General features: G+C 71.6%; 13 protein-coding genes. 10 read left to right on the plus strand and 3 right to left on the minus strand.

Annotated elements, in window-relative coordinates:
- Positions 1-163 precede the first annotated feature (163 nt).
- Positions 164-1,486, plus strand: a complete 1,323-nt coding sequence (locus VLK66_RS17265; protein ID WP_325310700.1) for a hypothetical protein — start codon at positions 164-166, stop codon at positions 1,484-1,486.
- Positions 1,487-1,660: 174 nt separating this feature from the next.
- Here VLK66_RS17265 and VLK66_RS17270 read toward each other — a convergent pair whose 3' ends face one another.
- Positions 1,661-2,368 carry a hypothetical protein gene (locus VLK66_RS17270; RefSeq protein WP_325310701.1) on the minus strand — a complete coding sequence of 236 codons (708 nt, stop codon included), beginning with the start codon at positions 2,366-2,368 and terminating at the stop codon, positions 1,661-1,663.
- 163 nt (positions 2,369-2,531) lie between these two features.
- Here VLK66_RS17270 and VLK66_RS17275 point away from each other — a divergent pair, with 163 nt between their 5' ends.
- The 6 genes from VLK66_RS17275 (at position 2,532) to VLK66_RS17300 (ending at position 8,473) form a co-directional block, all read left to right on the plus strand.
- Positions 2,532-3,722, plus strand: coding sequence for a P1 family peptidase (locus VLK66_RS17275; protein ID WP_325310702.1), 1,191 nt, complete (start codon positions 2,532-2,534; stop codon positions 3,720-3,722).
- Between the two features lie 202 nt (positions 3,723-3,924).
- On the plus strand, positions 3,925-4,560 hold the full coding sequence (locus VLK66_RS17280; protein WP_325310703.1) for a DUF4337 domain-containing protein: 636 nt from the start codon (positions 3,925-3,927) through the stop codon (positions 4,558-4,560).
- A gap of 202 nt (positions 4,561-4,762) precedes the next feature.
- A complete protein-coding gene (locus VLK66_RS17285) occupies positions 4,763-5,428 on the plus strand; it encodes a hypothetical protein (RefSeq protein WP_325310704.1) in 666 nt (221 codons plus the stop codon).
- A gap of 110 nt (positions 5,429-5,538) precedes the next feature.
- Entirely contained in the window at positions 5,539-6,276 is a 738-nt protein-coding gene (locus VLK66_RS17290; protein WP_325310705.1) for an SGNH/GDSL hydrolase family protein, read from the plus strand.
- Positions 6,277-6,497: 221 nt separating this feature from the next.
- Complete coding sequence (locus VLK66_RS17295; protein WP_325310706.1) at positions 6,498-7,658, plus strand: hypothetical protein; 1,161 nt, start codon at positions 6,498-6,500, stop codon at positions 7,656-7,658.
- Positions 7,655-8,473, plus strand: a complete 819-nt coding sequence (locus tag VLK66_RS17300; protein ID WP_325310707.1) for a GSU2403 family nucleotidyltransferase fold protein — start codon at positions 7,655-7,657, stop codon at positions 8,471-8,473. The genes VLK66_RS17295 and VLK66_RS17300 overlap by 4 nt, the downstream gene beginning before the upstream one ends.
- 99 nt (positions 8,474-8,572) lie before the next feature.
- Here VLK66_RS17300 and ahcY read toward each other — a convergent pair whose 3' ends face one another.
- Positions 8,573-10,042 carry an adenosylhomocysteinase gene (ahcY, locus tag VLK66_RS17305; RefSeq protein ID WP_349260516.1) on the minus strand — a complete coding sequence of 490 codons (1,470 nt, stop codon included), beginning with the start codon at positions 10,040-10,042 and terminating at the stop codon, positions 8,573-8,575.
- Between the two features lie 488 nt (positions 10,043-10,530).
- Positions 10,531-11,442: a metalloregulator ArsR/SmtB family transcription factor gene (locus VLK66_RS17310; RefSeq protein WP_325310709.1), complete on the minus strand. Its 912-nt coding sequence runs from the start codon at positions 11,440-11,442 to the stop codon at positions 10,531-10,533.
- Positions 11,443-11,714: 272 nt separating this feature from the next.
- Here VLK66_RS17310 and acs point away from each other — a divergent pair, with 272 nt between their 5' ends.
- From acs to VLK66_RS17325, 3 genes are all read left to right on the plus strand, one after another.
- Positions 11,715-13,814 (plus strand): acetate--CoA ligase alpha subunit, encoded by a 2,100-nt coding sequence (acs, locus tag VLK66_RS17315; protein WP_325310710.1) that lies wholly within the window; start codon positions 11,715-11,717, stop codon positions 13,812-13,814.
- A 326-nt stretch (positions 13,815-14,140) separates the two neighbouring features.
- Positions 14,141-17,041 (plus strand): Ig-like domain-containing protein, encoded by a 2,901-nt coding sequence (locus VLK66_RS17320; protein ID WP_325310738.1) that lies wholly within the window; start codon positions 14,141-14,143, stop codon positions 17,039-17,041.
- A 223-nt stretch (positions 17,042-17,264) separates the two neighbouring features.
- Positions 17,265-18,761, plus strand: a complete 1,497-nt coding sequence (locus VLK66_RS17325) for an AAA family ATPase (protein WP_325310711.1) — start codon at positions 17,265-17,267, stop codon at positions 18,759-18,761.
- Positions 18,762-18,766 lie beyond the last annotated feature (5 nt).

The following is an 18,766-nucleotide window of genomic DNA, read 5'->3' on the forward strand; positions in this document are numbered from 1 at the left end:
CGGATCCGGATCCGCGCGGCCGTCCATCATTCCGGGACGACCCGGGCGAAGCGTGGACGCGCCGAAACGCTGGCATTCCCCGCCCCGCCCGCGTAATCATCCTGCACCCGCCGGCGCGGTGAGCCGTTCCTCGTCCACCGAATCCTCTCTTCCTCGCCGTCCCATGACCCTGCTCCCCGCCCGCTCCCTCCCCTCCGGCGCCCATCTCGCTCGTCCGACGAACATCCGGATTCGCTCGCGGCGGCGCTGGCGGGCGGCGGCCGTGCCGGCGCTGGCGCTGTTCGCGGCGCCGCTCGCCGCGCAGGACTCGCTGGCGGCGCTGCTGCGGGCGAACGCGCACCCCATGCAGGCGAACGCCGACGGGCGCCTGACCGGCGCCGGCGCCGAGCTGCTGCTGGCGGCGGGACGCGACGCGCAGTTCTTCCTCATCGGCGAGGAGCACGGGGTCGCCGAGGTCCCGCGGGTGGCGGCGGGTCTCTTCCGCGAGCTCGCGCCGGCCGGGTACCGACACCTGGCCATCGAAACGGGCGAGTTCCTGGCGGCGGAGCTCAACCGGCGGGTGCTGGCCGATACGAACGGCGCCGCGTACGCCGCGTTCGGGCGCGAGCACTTTCCCGGCGCGCTCTTCTACAACTGGCGCGAGGACGCGGCGCTGCTGCGCACCGCCGTCCAGGCGGCGGGCGGGCGCCAGGACGTGCTGTGGGGGCTGGACTACGACGTCGTGGCCGATCGCTACACCCTGCGCCGGCTGCGCGACATCGCCCCCACGCCGCGTGCCCGCGCGGCCGCGGACGCCGTGATCGCGCGCGCGGACAGCGCCCTGCGGCAGGCGCTCGCCACGCGGAACCCCGGGCTGCTGATGATGTTCGGCGGCCCCGACGACGTGTACGCGCCGCTGCGCCAGGCGTACGCGCCGGAGCCGGGCTCCGAGGCGGACCGCATCATCGGGCTGATGGAGACCACGCGCCAGATCAACGCTTACTTCGGGCGGGGCGAGGGGTATCTGTCCAACCTGCAGCGCGCGCGGCTGAACAAGTGGCAGTTCATGCGCTTCCTCGATGCCGCGACGGCCAGGGACGGGCGAATGCCGCGGGTGATGATGAAGTTCGGCGCGAACCACATGATGCGCGGGCGCAGCTTCACCAACGTCTTCGACCTGGGCACGCTGGCATCGGAGATCGCCGACGTGAACGGCAGCCGCTCGTTCGGCGTGCTGATGCTGGGCGGCGCGGGGACCATGCACGCGGCCGTGGACCCCCGCGTCTTTCGCTCGGTGGAGGCGCCGGTGGAGGTGGAGCCGTGGGCGCAGCCGTTCTACGATGCGGCCGACGCGCGGCAGTGGACGGTGCTGGACCTGCGCCCCATCCGCGCCCGGATCCCGCGGCTGGGCACCCTGCCGGCCGAGACGCTCCAGGTGCTGTACGGCTTCGATGCCGTGGTGATCCTCTCCGGCAGCGGCCCCCAGCACGACCCCGGGATGGAGTGACCGCGCGGCATCGATCCGGGACGGGAAGGAGTCCGTGCACTCGCTGCGTCCACACATCGGAGCAGGCTGAGAAACAGCAGGCACACGGAGATACGGAGGCCCAGAGAACCGCGACGAGTTCTCTGGGCCTCCGTGTCTCCGTGCCTCCGTGCCTCCGTGCGATTCCGGCGATGGCTACGGCCGCACGCGCATCGTGTCCGCGCGCGCCGAGTCGCGCTGCATCCGCGGGCCGCCCGGCCTGCGCAGCGGGCCGCACCAGGGCCAGCCGCCCAGCCCCTGCCGCGTGCCGATGCTGTCGCCGAGCACGTCCCCCCGCATCCCCCTGCCGCCGCCGTACATCCCGCCACCGCCGCGGCCCCGGCCGCCGCCACGCCCGCCGTAGTCGCCGCGGCGGTCCATCCCCCCGAATCCGCGCTCTTCCGCCGCCATCGCGCAGACCGCGGTGCGCTGCTCGGGGGTGAGGCGCGCCTGGATGGCGTCCAGCCCGCGGCGGTTGTTGTCGCCGATCTGGCGCAGGTAGACGATGAAGTCGCGGCGCTGCGCGTCGTTGCCCGGCAGGCGAATGGGGCCACCGTTCCCCGAGCGCGAGAAGCGCCGCAGCGAGTCGGTGAGCGGGCGGTTCTGCTCGCGCACCGCGTCGGCGATGGAGTCGAGCGCGGTGACCTGCGGCGAGGTGAGCTTCAGCCGCTCGCGCGCGCCGATCAGCGCGTAGACGGACGGCATCTGCGCGGCGCGGTAGGCGGTGAACAGCTCGCGCTGCAGCGAGTCGCGCGCGGTGGGCACGCGCCCGGAGCCGGCGGGCTGCGGGCCGTCCTGCGGCTGCGGGCCGCCGCACGCCGCCAGCGCCAGCGCGGCAAAGGCAAGGGAGATGCGGATCTTCATCGTCGAATTCCTGCCGTGACCATCGGGTTGTGCGTGGGATGGATGCCAGTGTGACACCGCGTCCTGCCGCTCTGTTTCAAGACACGTTGCATCCCCCCGCACCCTCGATCATCTTCACCGCTCCGCTTCGTCCGGCCCCTTCACCCCTCCCGCGGATGCACGCGTGCGCGCCCATCCACTCCTCGTCCCCCTGCTCGTGCTCGCGGCCGTGAGCGCGCCCGAACCCGCGAGCTCGCAGGCGCGGCCCCGTGCGCGCGAGGCCGGCGTGATCGTCGGCATCCTGCCGCCGGGGCCGCTGAACGCCATCACCGACGTGGCCGGCGTCCGCGTCGGGCAGGTGACGCGGCACGAGGGGGATTCGGTGCACACCGGCGTCACCGCCATCCTCCCTCACGAAGGCAACCTCTTCCGCGAGCGCGTTCCCGCGGCGATCCGCGTGGGCAACGGCTTCGGCAAGCTGCTGGGGGTGACGCAGGTGCGGGAACTGGGGGAGATGGAGACGCCGGTGCTGCTCACCTGCACCCTCTGCGTCTGGAAGGCCGCGGACGCGATGGTGGGCTGGCTTCTCGCGCGCCCGGGGATGGAGGAGGTACGCTCCATCAACCCGGTGGTTGGCGAGACCAACGACGGCGCGCTCAACGACATCCGCGGCCGCCCCATCACCCCGGCGGACGTGGTGCGCGCGCTGGAGTCCGCGTCGCCCGGCGCGGTGGAGGAGGGCTCGGTGGGCGCCGGCGCGGGGACGGTGGCGTTCGGGTGGAAGGGCGGGATCGGCACCAGCTCGCGCCGCCTCCCCGCGTCGCTCGGCGGATGGACGGTGGGCGTGCTGGTGCAGACCAACTTCGGCGGCGTGCTGACGGTGAACGGCGCCCCCGTGGGCCGCGAGCTGGGGCGATACCTCTTCCAGGAGCAGCTCGCCCCGCCGCGCCAGGGGCCGGGGGACGGGGGCGACGGGAGCATCATGATCGTCCTGGCCACCGACGCGCCGCTTGACGCGCGGAATCTCGATCGCGTCGCCGCCCGCGCGCTCTCCGGCCTCGCGCGCACGGGGGCGGCGATGACCAACGGCTCGGGCGACTACGTCATCGCTTTCTCCACAAATCCCCAGGTGCGCCGCCGCGCGGGAACGGCGCCCGTCACCGTCGCCGACCTGCCGAACGACGCGATGTCGCCGCTCTTCCAGGCCGCGGCCGAGGCGACGGAGGAGGCCATCCTCAACTCGCTCTTCCGGGCGACCACGGTGCGCGGCCGGGGGACGACTATCGAGGCGCTCCCCATCGACCGCACGCTCGAGGTGCTGCGCCGCCACGGCGCGCTGAATCAGGACCGCACGCTCCCGCCGGGGCGGCCGTAGCCGCGCCCGAACGCGATCGCCACACGCTTGCGGAGGGGCGGGGAGACGATGATCTTCCCGCCCCTCCGCAAGCGTTGCGGTTGAAGCCCCGCGCTGTTTGCGAGGCTTTCCGTAGTTGTTGCCGCGGCTTCAGCCGCCCTTCGCGGCCGGGAGCCCCGCGCGTCTCACCCCGTTCGCCCACCCGATCCACCGGCACTCCGAAATGGAAGCGACCGACGCGGCAGAGCTGATCCAGGAGATCCAGGAAGAGCGCGCCGAGGAGAAGGCGGCCGAGCGGTTCCGCAACACGGCGGCGATGGCGATCGCGATCATGGCCATGCTGCTGGCCATCGGCAGCCTGGGCGGCGGAAACGCCACCGACGACATGATCTACGGCAACATCAAGGCGAGCGACACCTGGGCCTTCTACCAGGCCAAGAACGTCCGCCAGACCGAGTACCGGATCGCAGCCGACCGCCTGCAGATGGAGCTGGCGGACCCCACCATCTCGCCCGAGGCGCGCCGGGCCGCCGAGGCGCAGCTGGCGAAGTACCGCGAGACCATCGCGCGCTACGACGACGAGCCGGACCCGAACGCGCCCGGCGACTCGCTGAGGGGCGAGGGAAAGAAGCAGCTGGCCGCCCAGGCGCGCAGCCACGAGGCCGTGCGCGACCGCGCGTCGGACCGGGACGGCAACTTCGACTGGTCCGAGGTGTTCCTGCAGCTCGCGATCGTGCTGGGCTCGGTCGCCATCCTGGCCAGCTCGCGCAAGGTGCTGACGATGTCGTTCGTGCTCGGCGCCATCGGCACGGTGCTGATGATCAACGGGTACGCACTGCTGTTTCCGCTGCCGTTCTGACGAAGCGCACGAATCGGCCTGCACACGGGAAGGCGGCTGAAGCCGCAGCCGTGGCGATGACTACGGAAAGCCTCGCAAACGGCGCGAGGCTTCAACCGCCTCCCATCGCTGTTGCCGCGGAACTTCCCGCCCTTCCGCGCTTCCCTGCTCCGCCGTACCTTCGTCCCGAATCCCACCCGCAATCCACCATCGCGAGGTAATGATGCGCAAGCTGATGCTCACCCTGGCGCTCGTGGCGGCCGCGCAGCCGCTGGCGGCGCAGGGGCACGACCACGCGGACATGGACCAGCACGTGGCCGGCGGCGGCACGCTCCCGGCCGGGTGGCAGGCGCGCCTGGACCGCGCCGACGCGAAGCTGGCCGACCTGCGCTTCGCCGCCATGGGCGACGGCTTCCATGCCACCACCGGCCCGGCGGCCATCCTCTGGGACCCGCGCAACACCGTCACCGGCGAGTTCAGCGCGCACGCCACCTTCACGCAGACGAAGGCGCCGATGCACCCGGAGGCGTACGGGCTGTTCATCAACGGCGGCGACCTGTCGGGCAGCGGGGCCAACTACATGTACTTCCTGGTCCGCGGCGACGGGAAGTACATGGTGCGCCACCGCGCCGCCAACGGCGACCTGCACACCATCACCGACTGGACCGAGAGCGCGGCCATCCACCGGCAGGACGCCGACGGCAAGGCCACCAACGCGCTGACGGTGGAGGGCGGTCCGTGGGGCGTGCGCTACCTGATCAACGGCACGAAGGTGGGCGAGTGGCTCACGCGCGACGCGCCGTACCTGAAGACCGACGGCCAGGTGGGGCTGCGCATCAACCACAACCTGGACGTGCACGTCTCCGGCTTCGGCGTTGACAGGGGATAGGGGCTAGTAGGAGATAGGGGACAGGGGACGGAGACGGACGAGCGAACGAGAAGGCGCATCCGCTCGACCCGCCTGATGCGCTGGTCCGCATCCTGAAACGCCGCCGCGGCATGACCGATCTGAAGACCCGGATCGTCGCCGCGGCGGCGTTTCCGCTTCTCCCCGTCCTGCTCGTGCAGGGGAAGGGCGTCCGCCGCCGCACCCCGCGCCTCCCCGACGCCGCGGGCCCGGTGGAGGGCTTCGTCCCCGGCGCCGGCGAGCCGCTGCGCCTGCTGGTGCTCGGCGAATCGACCGTCGCGGGGATCGGCGCGGCGGCGCACGAGCAGGCGCTCACCGGGCGCGTGGCGGCCGCGCTGGCCGAGCGCACGGAACGCGCGGTGCGGTGGCGCGCGGCGGGCCGCAGCGGCGCCAACGCGCGCGAGGCGGCGGGGCTCGTGGCCACGCTGCCGGACGAGCGGGCGGACGCGGTGGTGATCTCGCTGGGGGTGAACGACACGCTGCGCTTCCGCCCGCCCGCGCTCTGGGCGCGCGACGTCGCCCGGCTGGTGGAGGCGGTCCGCGCGCGCGCCGGCCCCGCGCCCGTCGTGCTCGCGCCCGTGCCGCCGATGCACGCCTTCCCCGCCCTGCCGCAGCCGCTCCGCGCCATCCTCGGCGCCCGCGCGCGGCGGCTGGACGCGGCGCTCGCGCGCTTGGCGGCGCGCCTCCCTACGACGGCGCACGTGGCGCTGTGGGTGGAGCCCGCGCCGGGCCTGTTCTGCGAGGACGGATTCCACCCGTCGGAGGCCGGCTACACCGTCATCGGCGAGCACCTCGCGGCCGGGCTGGCGCGGCTCATCGAGGGGAGATGATCCGCGATCCGCGGAAGACCTCCTGCTCGCGCATCCTGTCTAATTTATTGCAGATAAATAGATTATGTTCAACAAAGCTCTCCTCTCCAACCCAGATTCCCTGGGGGCATCTCCCCGCGAAGAGGCGCCGTCGTGCATCGGATCGTTGCGGACATTAACAAGGCCGTGTTATATAACATGGCCGTGTTAGAAACAGATCATTCCAATACGCTGGTTGACCTATGGTTTCGGAGCATGCGTCGACGCCGGCGGCGAAGAACGGTCGTTGGGCCGAACGCCTCCTGTCTCAGCTCTTCATGAAGGCGGGATGGGAAGTCGTCAGCGACCCCCTGCCACACAAGCCGTCGGATCCCGATCTGCGGATGCGACGGGGCAATGCCGATTACGTGGTCGAGGTCAAGTCTGCATCGGAAGGGCGCAGCGATCGGTTGATTCCTCTGTGGTCGCAGGCGTGTCTTCAGGCGATCCGCGCGGCGAGGGACCACGATTCATCACTCGCCGTCGTGGCAGCCCCGAGGATCCCGCCGCGCGTGGCGGAACAGGTGCTGGAGTTCGCGGCGGAGTTCGCCCCGCAGGTGGCGGCGGGGGTGATCGACTCCGCCGGTCTCCGCAGGTTCCGGGGTGCGGGGGTGGAGGAGCTGAACAGCGAGCCGACCCATGCTCCCGCGACGCGTAGAGCGGCATCCCCCGAACCCGCCAACATCTTCTCCGACCTGAACCAGTGGATGCTCAAGGTCCTCCTCGCGCCCGAGATCCCCGGGGCGATGCTCGCAGCGCCGCGGAGCCGCTACCGGAATGCCGCCCAGCTCGCCCGGGCGGCGGAAGTGTCGGTGATGAGCGCGTCGCGGCTCGTGCGCCAGCTCCAGCGCGAAGGTTACCTTCATGAATCGAAGCCGTACCTGGATCTGGTGCGGCGGGAGGAGCTGTTCCGCCACTGGCAGAGCGCCGGCGCGCGGCGGGTGAAGGAAACGAGCTTTCGCTTTCTCGTCCGCGGGAACGCTCAGTCCCAGCTCGCGCGGCTGCTGCGGGGCAGCCGCTCCTGCCTGGCGCTGTTCGCCGCGGCGGACGCGCTGGACGTGGGGTTCGTGCACGGGGTTCCGCCGCACGTCTACGTGGAGCGGCTGCGTGACGCCGCCGGACCCGCATGGAACACCGTGGTCCCCACCGAACCGGGCGAGCAGCCGGACCTGATCGTCCGGGAAGCCCCCGCGCCGGGCTCGGTCTTTCGCGGCATGGTGATGCGCGATTCCATGCCGGTGTGCGACATCGTGCAGGTCTGGCTGGACGTCGGCTCGCATCCGGCGCGAGGAGTGGAACAGGCGGACCTGATTCGGAGGAAGATCCTGGACCCGGTCATCCACAACGACGCGCAGCCGGCATGAACGATCTCGAAGCCATCTCGCGGCTGGTGGAAGCACTCCGGCCGTGGCTCGCACAGCTGGTGATCGTCGGGGGATGGGCGCACCGGCTGCACCGGAGCCATCCGCTCGCGGATCCGCCATCGTACCTGCCGCTCCTCACGAGAGACGCCGATGTCGCGTTCTCCCCCACGGCGGCGCTGCAGGGTGACATGGCGGCGGCGCTGAAGGCGGCGGGATTCCACGAAGAGCTGTCGGGAGAGCACACGCCGCCGGTCAGCCAGTACTGGCTTGGCGAAGCGCAGCACGGTTTCTACACCGAGTTCCTGGCGCCGCTGCGTGGAAGCGGCGTCCGCCGCGACGGACAGCCGGACGCGACGCTCGTCAGGGCGGGCGTCACCGCGCAACGGCTGCGGTACATGGACCTGCTTCTGCTGCACCCGCTCGCGGTCCGGCTCGGACGGGAGGTGGGGATGCCGCTGGAGAAGCCCGCGGAAGTGAACCTGGCCAATCCCGCCAGCTTCATCGCACAGAAGCTGCTCATCCAGAAGGAGCGCGCGCCCGGCAAGCGGCCGCAGGACGTGCTGTACATCCACGACACCGTCGAGCTGTTCGGCAACCATCTCGACGCGCTCCAATCGATGTGGAGAGACCAGCTGCGCCCGTCGCTCGCGGCTTCCACCGTCGATCGCGTCGAGCGGCTTGCCCGCCAACGCTTCACCGCCGTCGACGACGTGATCCGGACCGCTGCCCGCATCCCGCAGGACCGCGCGCTCACTCCCGAGCGCGTCCGGGCCGTGTGCGCCTACGGCCTGGAGACCATCTACGGCACTGCGTAACACGATCCGCATCTCCCGACAAACAGCGGCGCCGGGCGAGAATCCTCGCCCGGCGCCGCCGTTTCATCGTACTTCCGTACTTCCGTGCTCTCGTACTTCCTAGTACCGGTAGTGGTCCGGCTTGTAGGGCCCGTGTTCGGGCACGCCGATGTACGCGGCCTGGTCGGGCGACAGCCTGGTCAGCTTCACGCCCAGCTTGTCCAGGTGCAGGCGGGCCACCTTCTCGTCGAGGTGCTTGGGCAGCGTGTACACCTTGCGCTCGTACTTCTCGGCGTTCAGGTGCAGCTCCATCTGCGCGATCACCTGGTTGCTGAACGAGTTGCTCATCACGAAGCTGGGGTGGCCGGTGGCGCAGCCCAGGTTCAGCAGGCGCCCCTCGGCCAGGATCATCACGCTGTGCCCGTCGGGGAACACCCACTCGTCGTACTGCGGCTTGATGTTGATCCGCTCGATCCCGGCGTACCTCTTCAGCCCGGCCATGTCGATCTCGTTGTCGAAGTGGCCGATGTTGCCCACGATGGCCTTGTCCTTCATGCGGGCCATGTGCTCCACGGTGATGATGTTCTTGTTCCCCGTGGCGGTGATGAACAGGTCGGCCGTCTCCACCACGTCCTCCAGCACCGTCACCTGGTAGCCTTCCATCGCGGCCTGCAGCGCGCAGATGGGATCGATCTCGGTGATGATCACGCGGGCGCCCTGGCCGCGCAGCGCCTGCGCGCACCCCTTGCCCACGTCGCCGTAGCCGCAGATCACCGCCACCTTGCCGGCCAGCATCACGTCGCTCGCGCGCAGGATGCCGTCGGTCAGCGAGTGCCGGCAGCCGTACAGGTTGTCGAACTTCGACTTCGTGACGCTGTCGTTGACGTTGATCGCGGGGAAGAGCAGCGTCCCGGCGTTCATCATCTCGTACAGGCGGTGCACGCCGGTGGTGGTCTCCTCGCTCACGCCGCGGATCTCGGCCGCCACGCGCGTCCACAGCTGCGGGTCCTCGCCCAGGTTGCGGCGCAGCACGTCGAGGATCACGCCCCACTCCTCGGCGTCGTTCTCGGGGTCGAAGTCGGGCACGCGCCCGGTCTTCTCGAACTCCACGCCCTTGTGGATGAGCAGGGTGGCGTCGCCGCCGTCGTCCAGCAGCAGGTTGGGGCCGGTGCCGTCGGGCCACATCAGCGCCTGCTCGGTGCACCACCAGTACTCCTCCAGCGTCTCGCCCTTCCAGGCGAACACGGGGGTGCCCTGCGGCTCGTCGGCGGTGCCGTGCTTGCCGACCACCACCGCCGCGGCGGCGTGGTCCTGGGTGCTGAAGATGTTGCAGCTCACCCAGCGCACGTCGGCGCCCAGCTCCACCAGCGTCTCGATCAGCACGGCGGTCTGCACGGTCATGTGCAGGCTGCCCATGATCTTGGCGCCGGTGAGCGGCTTCTGCGCGCCGTACTCCTCGCGCAGCGCCATCAGGCCGGGCATCTCCTGCTCGGCCAGGCGGATCTCCTTGCGGCCGAAGTCGGCCAGGGAGATGTCGGCCACCTTGAACGGCTCGCGCCCGGCCTCGGCGGCGGCAAGGAAGGGGTTCATCTCGGCAACGGCACTCACGGGCAATCTCCTGTGCTCGGGTTGATGATGTGGATCTTCTGCTCTATCTGCAGCCTCTGGAGCACGCGGCCTCGCCGGTCCCGCGGCGATCCCCACGCACTCTCGCACTTCCGTACTTCGATTGCGGGCATGTTTCTCCGCTACGCTCCGGGCCGGTCTGGCGGCGCATCCCTGATTCGGGTGCGATTCCGCGGGCCTCGCGCCACCCTCACCCCGCGCCGGAGGGCGCGACCCTCTCCCGTCCCGGGAGAGGGTGGCCATCCAGCATCAGCGCCAGCAAGAACCCTCGCTCATGCCCATGCTGGCTTGAAGCGCGGATCCCGCCGAGCTACCTCTCCCGGTACGGGAGAGGTGGACGGCCTAGGCCGGCCGGAGAGGGCGCGATGCCGGACGATGCGCGTAGAAGGTGATGCACGCGCCCTGATCGCCATCTCCTCGCCCTGTCCCCTGTCCCCTGTCCCCTGCCCGCCCTACCCCGCCGTCGCCCGCGCCGCGAAGAGCGCCGGCCCCTTCGCCGCGGGGTCCGCGGGGAGCGCGACGTAGCGGAAGCCGCCGAGGTCCGCGTCCGTCATCCACCCCTGCAGCTCGTCGGGCGCGAAGCCCAGCCACACGTGACCCATGGCCTGGCGGTACTCCTCGCGGTCGTGCGGCGTCATGTCCACCACCAGCAGCACGCCCCCGGGGCGCAGCACACGGCGGGCCTCGGCGAGCGCGGCGGCGGGCTCGGCCACGTAGTGCAGCACCAGGAAGAGCAGCGCCGCGTCCAGCTCGCCGTCGGCGATGGGCAGCGCCTCCAATTCTCCCGCGCGCACCTCCACGTTGGCGATGCCGTCCAGCCGCCCGTGCGCCGCCCCCAGCATGGCCGGCGATCCGTCGACGGCCACCACGCGGCGGACGAAGGGCGCGAGCGACTCGCTCACCTGCCCCGTCCCGCACCCCAGGTCGCCCACCGTCCACGCCGGGTCCAGCATCCCCAGCAGCCCCAGCAGGTCCGCGCGCCGGCCGAAGAGCTCCGCGCGCAGGCGGTCCCACTGCCCCGCCGCGGTGCTGAAGAACTCCTGCGAGCGCGTGCTGCGCTGGGCCAGGACGCTGCCGAGGCGCAGCACGTCCTGCTCCGCCGCCGGAAGCGACGCCACCTGCTCGCGCACCAGCGTCCACAGGCGCTTCGCAGACGGCTCCAGCCGGTCCAGGCTCATCCGGTAACGGCGGCTCGTTCCCTCCGCGCGGCTGGAGACCCAGTCCTCGTCGCCCAGCGTCTTCAGGTGCCGGCTGACGGTGGACTGGGGAAGCTGCACCACCGCGCAAAGCTCGCCCACGGTGAGCTCGTGCCGCTCCAGGACCAGGAGCAGCCGGGAGCGCGTGCTGTCGGCCAGTGCCGACATGCGCTCGAAGATCGGGGGAGGCGCGAGAGTATTCATCCGTATAACCGGATGGAAGGATACATCATCCTTCCCGCCGCGGCAAGGGCGGAAAACAGACCCGCACCGGGAGGCGCCGCTCCGCCGCGGTAGTCATCCTCCCGACGCGCGTCAGCATCCTCCCCTTGGTGCATCCGCCCGCGCCTCCGTAGCTTCCCGGCCGTCGCGACGAAACCGGTCACCGCGCCGGACCACTCTCGCACCTTCGCATTTTCGCACTCTCGCACTCGGTTCCGATGCTCGACAGCCTGCTCCGCCCGAAGTCCATCGCCGTCGTCGGCGCGTCGCGGACGCCGAACACCATCGGGTACCAGATCCTCGACAACCTGCTGATCCACGGCTTCACCGGCGCCGTCTACCCGGTGAACCCGACGGCCGAGGCGGTGCACTCCATCCGCGCGTACCCGTCCGTCGAGGCGATTCCCGACGAGGTGGAGATGGCGGTGGTCGTCGTCCCCAAGCAGCACGTGTGCGCCGTGGCCGAGGCGTGCGGGCGGAAGGGGGTGAAGGCGCTGGTCGTCATCTCCGCCGGCTTCAAGGAGGTCGGCGGCGCGGGCGTGGAGCGCGAGGCGGCGCTGCGCGACACCGTGCGGCGGTACGGGATGCGCCTCGTCGGCCCCAACTGCATGGGGGTGCTGAACACCGCGGCCGAGGTGGCGATGAACGCCACCTTCGCGCCCAACATGCCGCCCGCCGGCCCGGTCGCCTTCCTCAGCCAGTCCGGCGCGATGGGCGTCACCATCCTGGACTACGCGGCCGAGTACGGCATCGGCATCTCGCAGTTCGTCTCGGTGGGCAACAAGGCCGACGTCAGCGGCAACGACCTGATCGAGTACTGGGCGGGCGACGAGCGCACGCGCGTCATCCTCATGTACCTGGAGAACTTCGGGAACCCGCGCACCTTCACCCGGCTGGCGCGCGAGATCACCAGGACCAAGCCCATCATCGTGGTGAAGAGCGGCCGCTCGTCCGCCGGCGCGCGCGCGGCGAGCTCGCACACGGGCGCGCTGGCGGGCGCGGACAGCGCCATCGACGCGCTCCTGCGCCAGTGCGGCGTGCTGCGCGCGGAAACGGTGGAGGAGATGTTCGACCTGGCGATGGCCTTCTCGCACCAGCCCATCCCGCGCGGCAACCGCGTGGCCATCGTCACCAACGCGGGCGGGCCGGGGATCATCATCGCCGACGCGTGCGAGGCGCACGGGCTGGCGGTGACGGAGCTGACGGAGGCCACGCGCGCGCGGCTGGCCACGCAGCTTCCCGAGGAGGCGTCGGTGAACAACCCGGTGGACATGATCGCCTCCGCCACCGCGCAGTCGTACCGCCTGGCCGTCGAGGCGGTGCTGGAAGATCCGAATGTCGATGCCGTCATCGCCACCTTCGTCCCCCCGCTGGGCGTGCGGCAGGAGGACGTGGCCGAGGCGATCGTGGACGTGGCGCGCGGGAGCGGCAAGCCCGTGCTGGCGGTGCTGATGGGGCGCGACGGGCTGCCGCAGGGCCTTGCCGAGCTGAACGCGGCGGGGATCCCCGGCTACCGCTTCCCCGAGTCCGCCGTGCGCGCGCTGGCCGCGATGCACCGTCAGGGCGTGTGGCGGCAGCGCCCCGTCGGCGAGGTGCGCGAGTTCCCCGCGGACCGCGCCCGGGTGGAGCGCATCGTTGCCGCCGCGCGCGGCGAGGGGCGCGAGAAGCTGTCGGAGACGGAGGTGATGACGGTGCTGGAGGCGTACGGCATCCCCACCGCCCCGCACCACGTGGCGCGGACGGTGGAGGACGCGGCCGCGGCGGCGGGGGAGATCGGATGGCCGGTGGTGCTGAAGGTCCTGTCGCCGCGCATCATCCACAAATCCGACGTGGGCGGGGTGGTGGTGGGGGTGGAGGACGAAGACGAGCTGCGGCGCGCGTGGACGCAGGTGGCGGTCGAGGCGCCGCGCCTCGCGGGGATCCCGGCCGGCGAGGTGGACGGCGTGCTGGTGCAGAAGATGGTGGGCGGGGGGAAGGAGACCATCGTGGGGATGACCAGCGACCCGCAGTTCGGGCCGGTGCTGATGTTCGGCCTGGGCGGGATCTACGTCGAGGCGCTGGGCGACGTCGTCTTCCGCGTGCAGCCGGTGACCGACGTGGACGCGCGCGACATGGTGCGCTCCATCCGCGGCGTGAAGCTGCTGCAGGGCGTGCGCGGCGAGCCGGCGAGCGACCTGGCCGCCGTGGAAGAGGTCATCGCCCGCGTCTCGCAGCTCGTCGGCGACCACCCGCAGATCCGGGAGATGGACGTGAACCCGTGGCTCGCCTTCCCCAAAGGCGGCGTGGCGGTGGACGGGCGGATCTCCATCCGCCCATAGCCGTTCCGCCCGCTCCCTCACGACGTTCTTGCCCACCCGCGGGCGCCGGCATCCTGCCCCGAACGGCGGCTCGCGCAAACGCGCCGATTTTCTCGCAATCGTAGCCTCTGCGTGCCGGTACGCCGGCCAGCGACGGCTCACCTCGATTCGCGCCTGCGTCGAACGCCCGTTTCGCGGCAACCACCGCACCCGTTGACCGGGCGTGATCCGCGCCGCGGTGTCGAGGCGGATGCTGGCGCGGCGCTTGCTTCCACGCGCGCTCCGGACCGCCGCTGCTCCAGGCAGCGGCGGCACTCCGCGCTCGATCCCGATCAGTGGGGTTGGCCATGAACCTCCATCGCGCCCTCTCCCTCGCGCTCGCCGCCTTCGTGATCTCGGCCGTCGCCTCGTGCGCCGGCGACGGCGGCTCGCCGACCAGCTCCGGCCCCAACGCCTCGCCCGGCAGCCAGACGCGCCCGAACAGCACGCAGCTCGTGCTGGCGAGCGGCGGCAACCAGACCGGCGTCGCGGGCCAGCCACTGCCCAACCCGGTCGCGGTGCGCGTGCTCGACGCCACCTCGAGGCCGGTGTCCGGCGCCACGGTCAACTTCATCGCCAGAGACGGCTCGGCGGACCCGACGCAGGCCAGCACCGACGCGGACGGCTACGCGCGAACCACCTGGACGCTGGGCACCGCCGCCGGCACGCAGGAGCTGCGCGTCTCCGGCACCGGCGGAACCACCCTCGTCGTCGGTGCGACGGCCGTCGCGCCGGCGAAGGTGGCGCGGGTGCAGGTGATCCCCGACTCGCTGGTGCTGTCCCAAGGCGCGACAGGCGGCTTCTCCGCTGTCGCGTACGACTCCACTGGAAACGCGCTGACCGGCCGCGCCATCACCTGGGCCTCATCCGACAGCGTGGTCGCCACGGTGAGCTCCACGGGCTCGGTGACCGCCGTGTCGCCCGGCGCCGCGACCGTGACGGCGACGGTGGAGGGCGTCGGCGGCACGGCGAAGGTGATCGTCTCCTCACCGCCGCGCGTGCGCGTCGCGAGGGTGAAGGTGGAGCCCGACTCGCTCGCGCTCCAGCCCGGGCAGACGGGCGACTTCAACGCCGTCGGGTACGACTCCGCCGGGAACGTGCTCACCGGCCGCGCCGTCTCGTGGACGATCTCCGACTCCACGGTGGCGCACATTTCCGGTGAGGGCGCGGTGACGGCGCTGTCCGCGGGCACGGCGCGGGCGACCGCGACCGTGGAGGGCGTCAGCGGCACGGCGAAGGTGATCGTTTCCCCGCCGCCTCCCGCGACCGTCGCGCGGGTGGTCGTGTCGCCCGACTCGGTCGTGCTGCAGCCGGGCCACACCGCCGACCTGGACGCCGCGGCGTACGACGCCGAGGGGCACGTCCTCACCGGCCGCGCGGTCACCTGGACGACGTCGGATTCCACCATCGCGCGCGTCGGCGCGGACGGCATGGTGACGGCGGTCGCGGCCGGCACGGCGCGGGCCACCGCCACCGTCGAGGGCGTCGGCGGCACCGCGAAGGTGATCGTCGTCGCGCCGCCGCCCGCGGCCGTCGCGCGCGTCGCCATCGTCCCCGACTCGCTGGTGCTGGACGTGGGCGGCAAGGGCGACTTCGACGCGGTCGCCTACGACGCCGAGGGGCACGTCCTCACCGGCCGCGCGGTTGCCTGGACTTCGAGCGACAGCACCGTGGCCGTGATCGGCGTCGGCGGCGCGGTGACGGCGCGATCACCGGGGAACGCGCGCATCTCGGCCACCGTCGAGGGCGTCAGCGGCTCGGCGATGGTGATCGTGCACACCCCGGTGCCGGCCATCGTGCGGGTGGAGGTCGTGCCCGACTCGCAGGTGGTGGTGATCGGGCACACGGCCGACTTCAGCGCCTTCGCCTACGACGCCACGAATCACATCGTCAGTGGTCTCGCCGTCACCTGGAGCATCTCCGAACCGACCGTGGCGCGCATCGGCCAGTATGGCCTGGTGACCGCGCTCGCCGCCGGGACGGCGCGCGTCACCGCCACGGTGGAGGGCGTGAGTGGCTCCGCGACGGTGCGGGTGATCGAGCAGCCGGTGGGAAGCGCCTCCGCGCCAACCAACACGACGCCCGATCTCCGTGCCGGGTATGACTACGTCTGCCGGCTGCGCTCGGGCATCATCCAGTGCTACGGCGACGATGACGAGGGCCAGCCCATCGGCGAGCACCACGCCGCGAGCGGCAGCTTCGTTCAGCTGACCGCCGGGCAAACGCACGCCTGCGGGCTGCGCAGCGACGGCGTGGTGGAATGCTTCGGGTCCAGCCAGTACGGCGAGGCTCCGGCGCAGAAGCGCGCCGCCACCGGATCGTTCACCCAGGTGAGCGCCGGCCTGAACCACAGCTGCGCGATTCGCGGCGATGGCGCGATGGAATGCTGGGGGAACGATTCACACGGCGAGGCACCGCCGCTCTGGACCGCGCAGAGCGGGCGATTCGTGGTGGTGACGGCGAACGCGAACCGCACGTGCGCGCTGCGGAACGACGGAGTGGGGGAGTGCCGGGGCTTCCGCCTGGGAGACCCGTCCATCAGGATCCTCCCGGGCGGCTGGTACGTGATGCTGGGGACGTCGACCGGCACCAGCTTCTGCCTGCAGCGGAATACGGGTGAGGAGGAGTGCTGGGGCGACCAGCAGGTGAACCTCGGCTCGGGACCGTTCGTGGATCTGACGGTGGGTGGAAATCAGGTATGCGTCCTCCGGCCCGACGGACACGCGAACTGCGCGGGCTACGCCCCATCGTGGCAGGGGCCGGGCGAGCGCAGCGTGACGGGGCCGGATGAGGGCAGCGTGACGCCGCGGACGTGGGCACGTCTCACCGCCGGGACGTATCACACCTGCGGGTTGCGGCGGGACGGCTACTTCGAGTGCTTCGGGCTCCAGACGATCGGCTCGGACGCGCCCGACGTGGTCCCCTGGGCCGACACGCCCACGTCCGCCCCGAGCGGCGGGTCGGTGCGCGTCTCCTGGCGCGACATCAACTCGAACGAGCTGCGCACGGAGATCGACCGCAGCGTGGCCGATGCCGACGGCAATCCCACCACGTGGGCGCGTGCCGGCGTGCTGGGCGCGAACACCACGGGGTTCACCGACGGCCAGGCGACTCCCGGTGCGATCTACGTGTACCGGATCCGCGTGTGCAACAACGCGGGATGCTCCGGGTGGGCGCAGTCGAACGCGACGCGCTATCCGGCGGCGTAACCCCCCGGCACCACCGGCGTGACGGCGAGTGGCTACGTCCTGCGTCCAGCGAGCCGGCCGAGGCGCGCGCCACCTCTTCTGGCGCGTAGCGCCGGACGTGGGCCGGGCGGCGCCGGAACCGATCGTTGCACCGGACCCGAAGCCTCGCGTAGTTTGCGAGGCTTCCCGTCGTTGCTGCCCGGCCTCGGCCGCCCTTCCGGATCTCCGACCTCCGCCATCTCCCATGATCGAACGCACGCCCGCCAAGCTCGCCGAGCGCATCTTCGACGCGGTGGACGCCGCCGCCGACCGCGGCTTCTGGCCCGCGAAGGACGACCGCTACGAGAACCTGACGCAGCACGTGCTGGGGCTGATGGGCGTGCTGAGCGGCGCCGACGGCACCGCGAGCGACGAGGAGGTCGCGTACGTGATGGAGATGGCGCGGCCGTTCCAGCCGCAGGAGCCCACCGCTTCGGAGACGGCGGGGGTGGTGCGCAAGGCCGCGCGCGGGCTGAACCTGGCCGCCGCGCCGGACTGGTTCCGCGCCATCGTGCAGATGGACCGCGCCACCAACTCGCGCCAGAGCAGCGACGTGCTCTGGTGCCTGCGCGAGCTGGGGCTGGGGATGATCGCCGCCGACAAGGCCAGCGACCCGCGCGAGGTGGAGCAGCTGACCCAGCATCTCGATGCCCTCCGCGGCTTCGCCGAGCAGCAGGGGGTGAAGGTGCAGTGGGCCGAGCCCTCGGGCGGCGTGGCCAGTGACGCGGCGCGCGCCGCCTCGGGCACGCGCGGCGAGAACGCCCCGCCCGACGCCGCCACCCTGGACCAGCTGCTGAACCGGCTGCGCGCGCTGATCGGGCTGGCGCGCGTGAAGAGCGAGGTGGAGACGCTCACCAACATCATCCGCGTGCGGCAGATGCGGCGCGACCAGGGGCTGCCGCTGTCGCCGCTCTCGCTGCACATGGTGTTCGCCGGCAACCCGGGAACGGGGAAGACCACCGTCGCGCGCATCCTGGCCGAGATCTTCCACGCGCTGAACGTGCTGGCGCGCGGGCAGCTGGTGGAGGTCGACCGCGCGGCGCTGGTGGCCGGCTACGTGGGGCAGACGGCCACGAAGGTGACCGAGGTGGTGGAGCGCTCGCTGGGCGGCGTGCTGTTCATCGACGAGGCGTACGCGCTGACCACCGGCCGCGGGCAGACCGACTTCGGCTACGAGGCGGTGGACACGCTGGTGAAGCTGATGGAGGACCACCGCGAGGAGCTGGTGGTGATCGTGGCCGGCTATCCCGCGCCGATGCGCAAGTTCGTGGGCTCCAACCCCGGGCTGGAAAGCCGCTTCAACCGCTACGTCGACTTCCCCGACTACACGCCCGAGGAGCTGCTCGCGATCTTCGACAAGCTGTGCAAGGAGGGCGAGTACACGCTGGGCGAGGCCGCGTCGAAGCTGGCCGACCGGCTGTTCAAGCAGATGCACGACACCCGCGACCGCAACTTCGCCAACGGCCGCGCGGTGCGGAACCTGTTCGAGCGCGCGCTGGCGCAGCAGGCCAACCGCGTGGCGAAGCTGGAGAACTGCACGCGCGAGGCGCTCTGCCTGATCGAGGAAGACGACCTGAAGCTCGCGCACGAGCAGCTGGAGCAGGAAGAAGCCGAGCGCGGCGCCGCCTCCGACGCCGGCGACCCGTCCGGCGACGCGGGGGACGACTCCGGCGCGGGGATGAACCCGGTCGCGTTCGCCTGATCGGT

Source organism: Longimicrobium sp. (assembly GCF_035474595.1).
Lineage (GTDB): Bacteria > Gemmatimonadota > Gemmatimonadetes > Longimicrobiales > Longimicrobiaceae > Longimicrobium.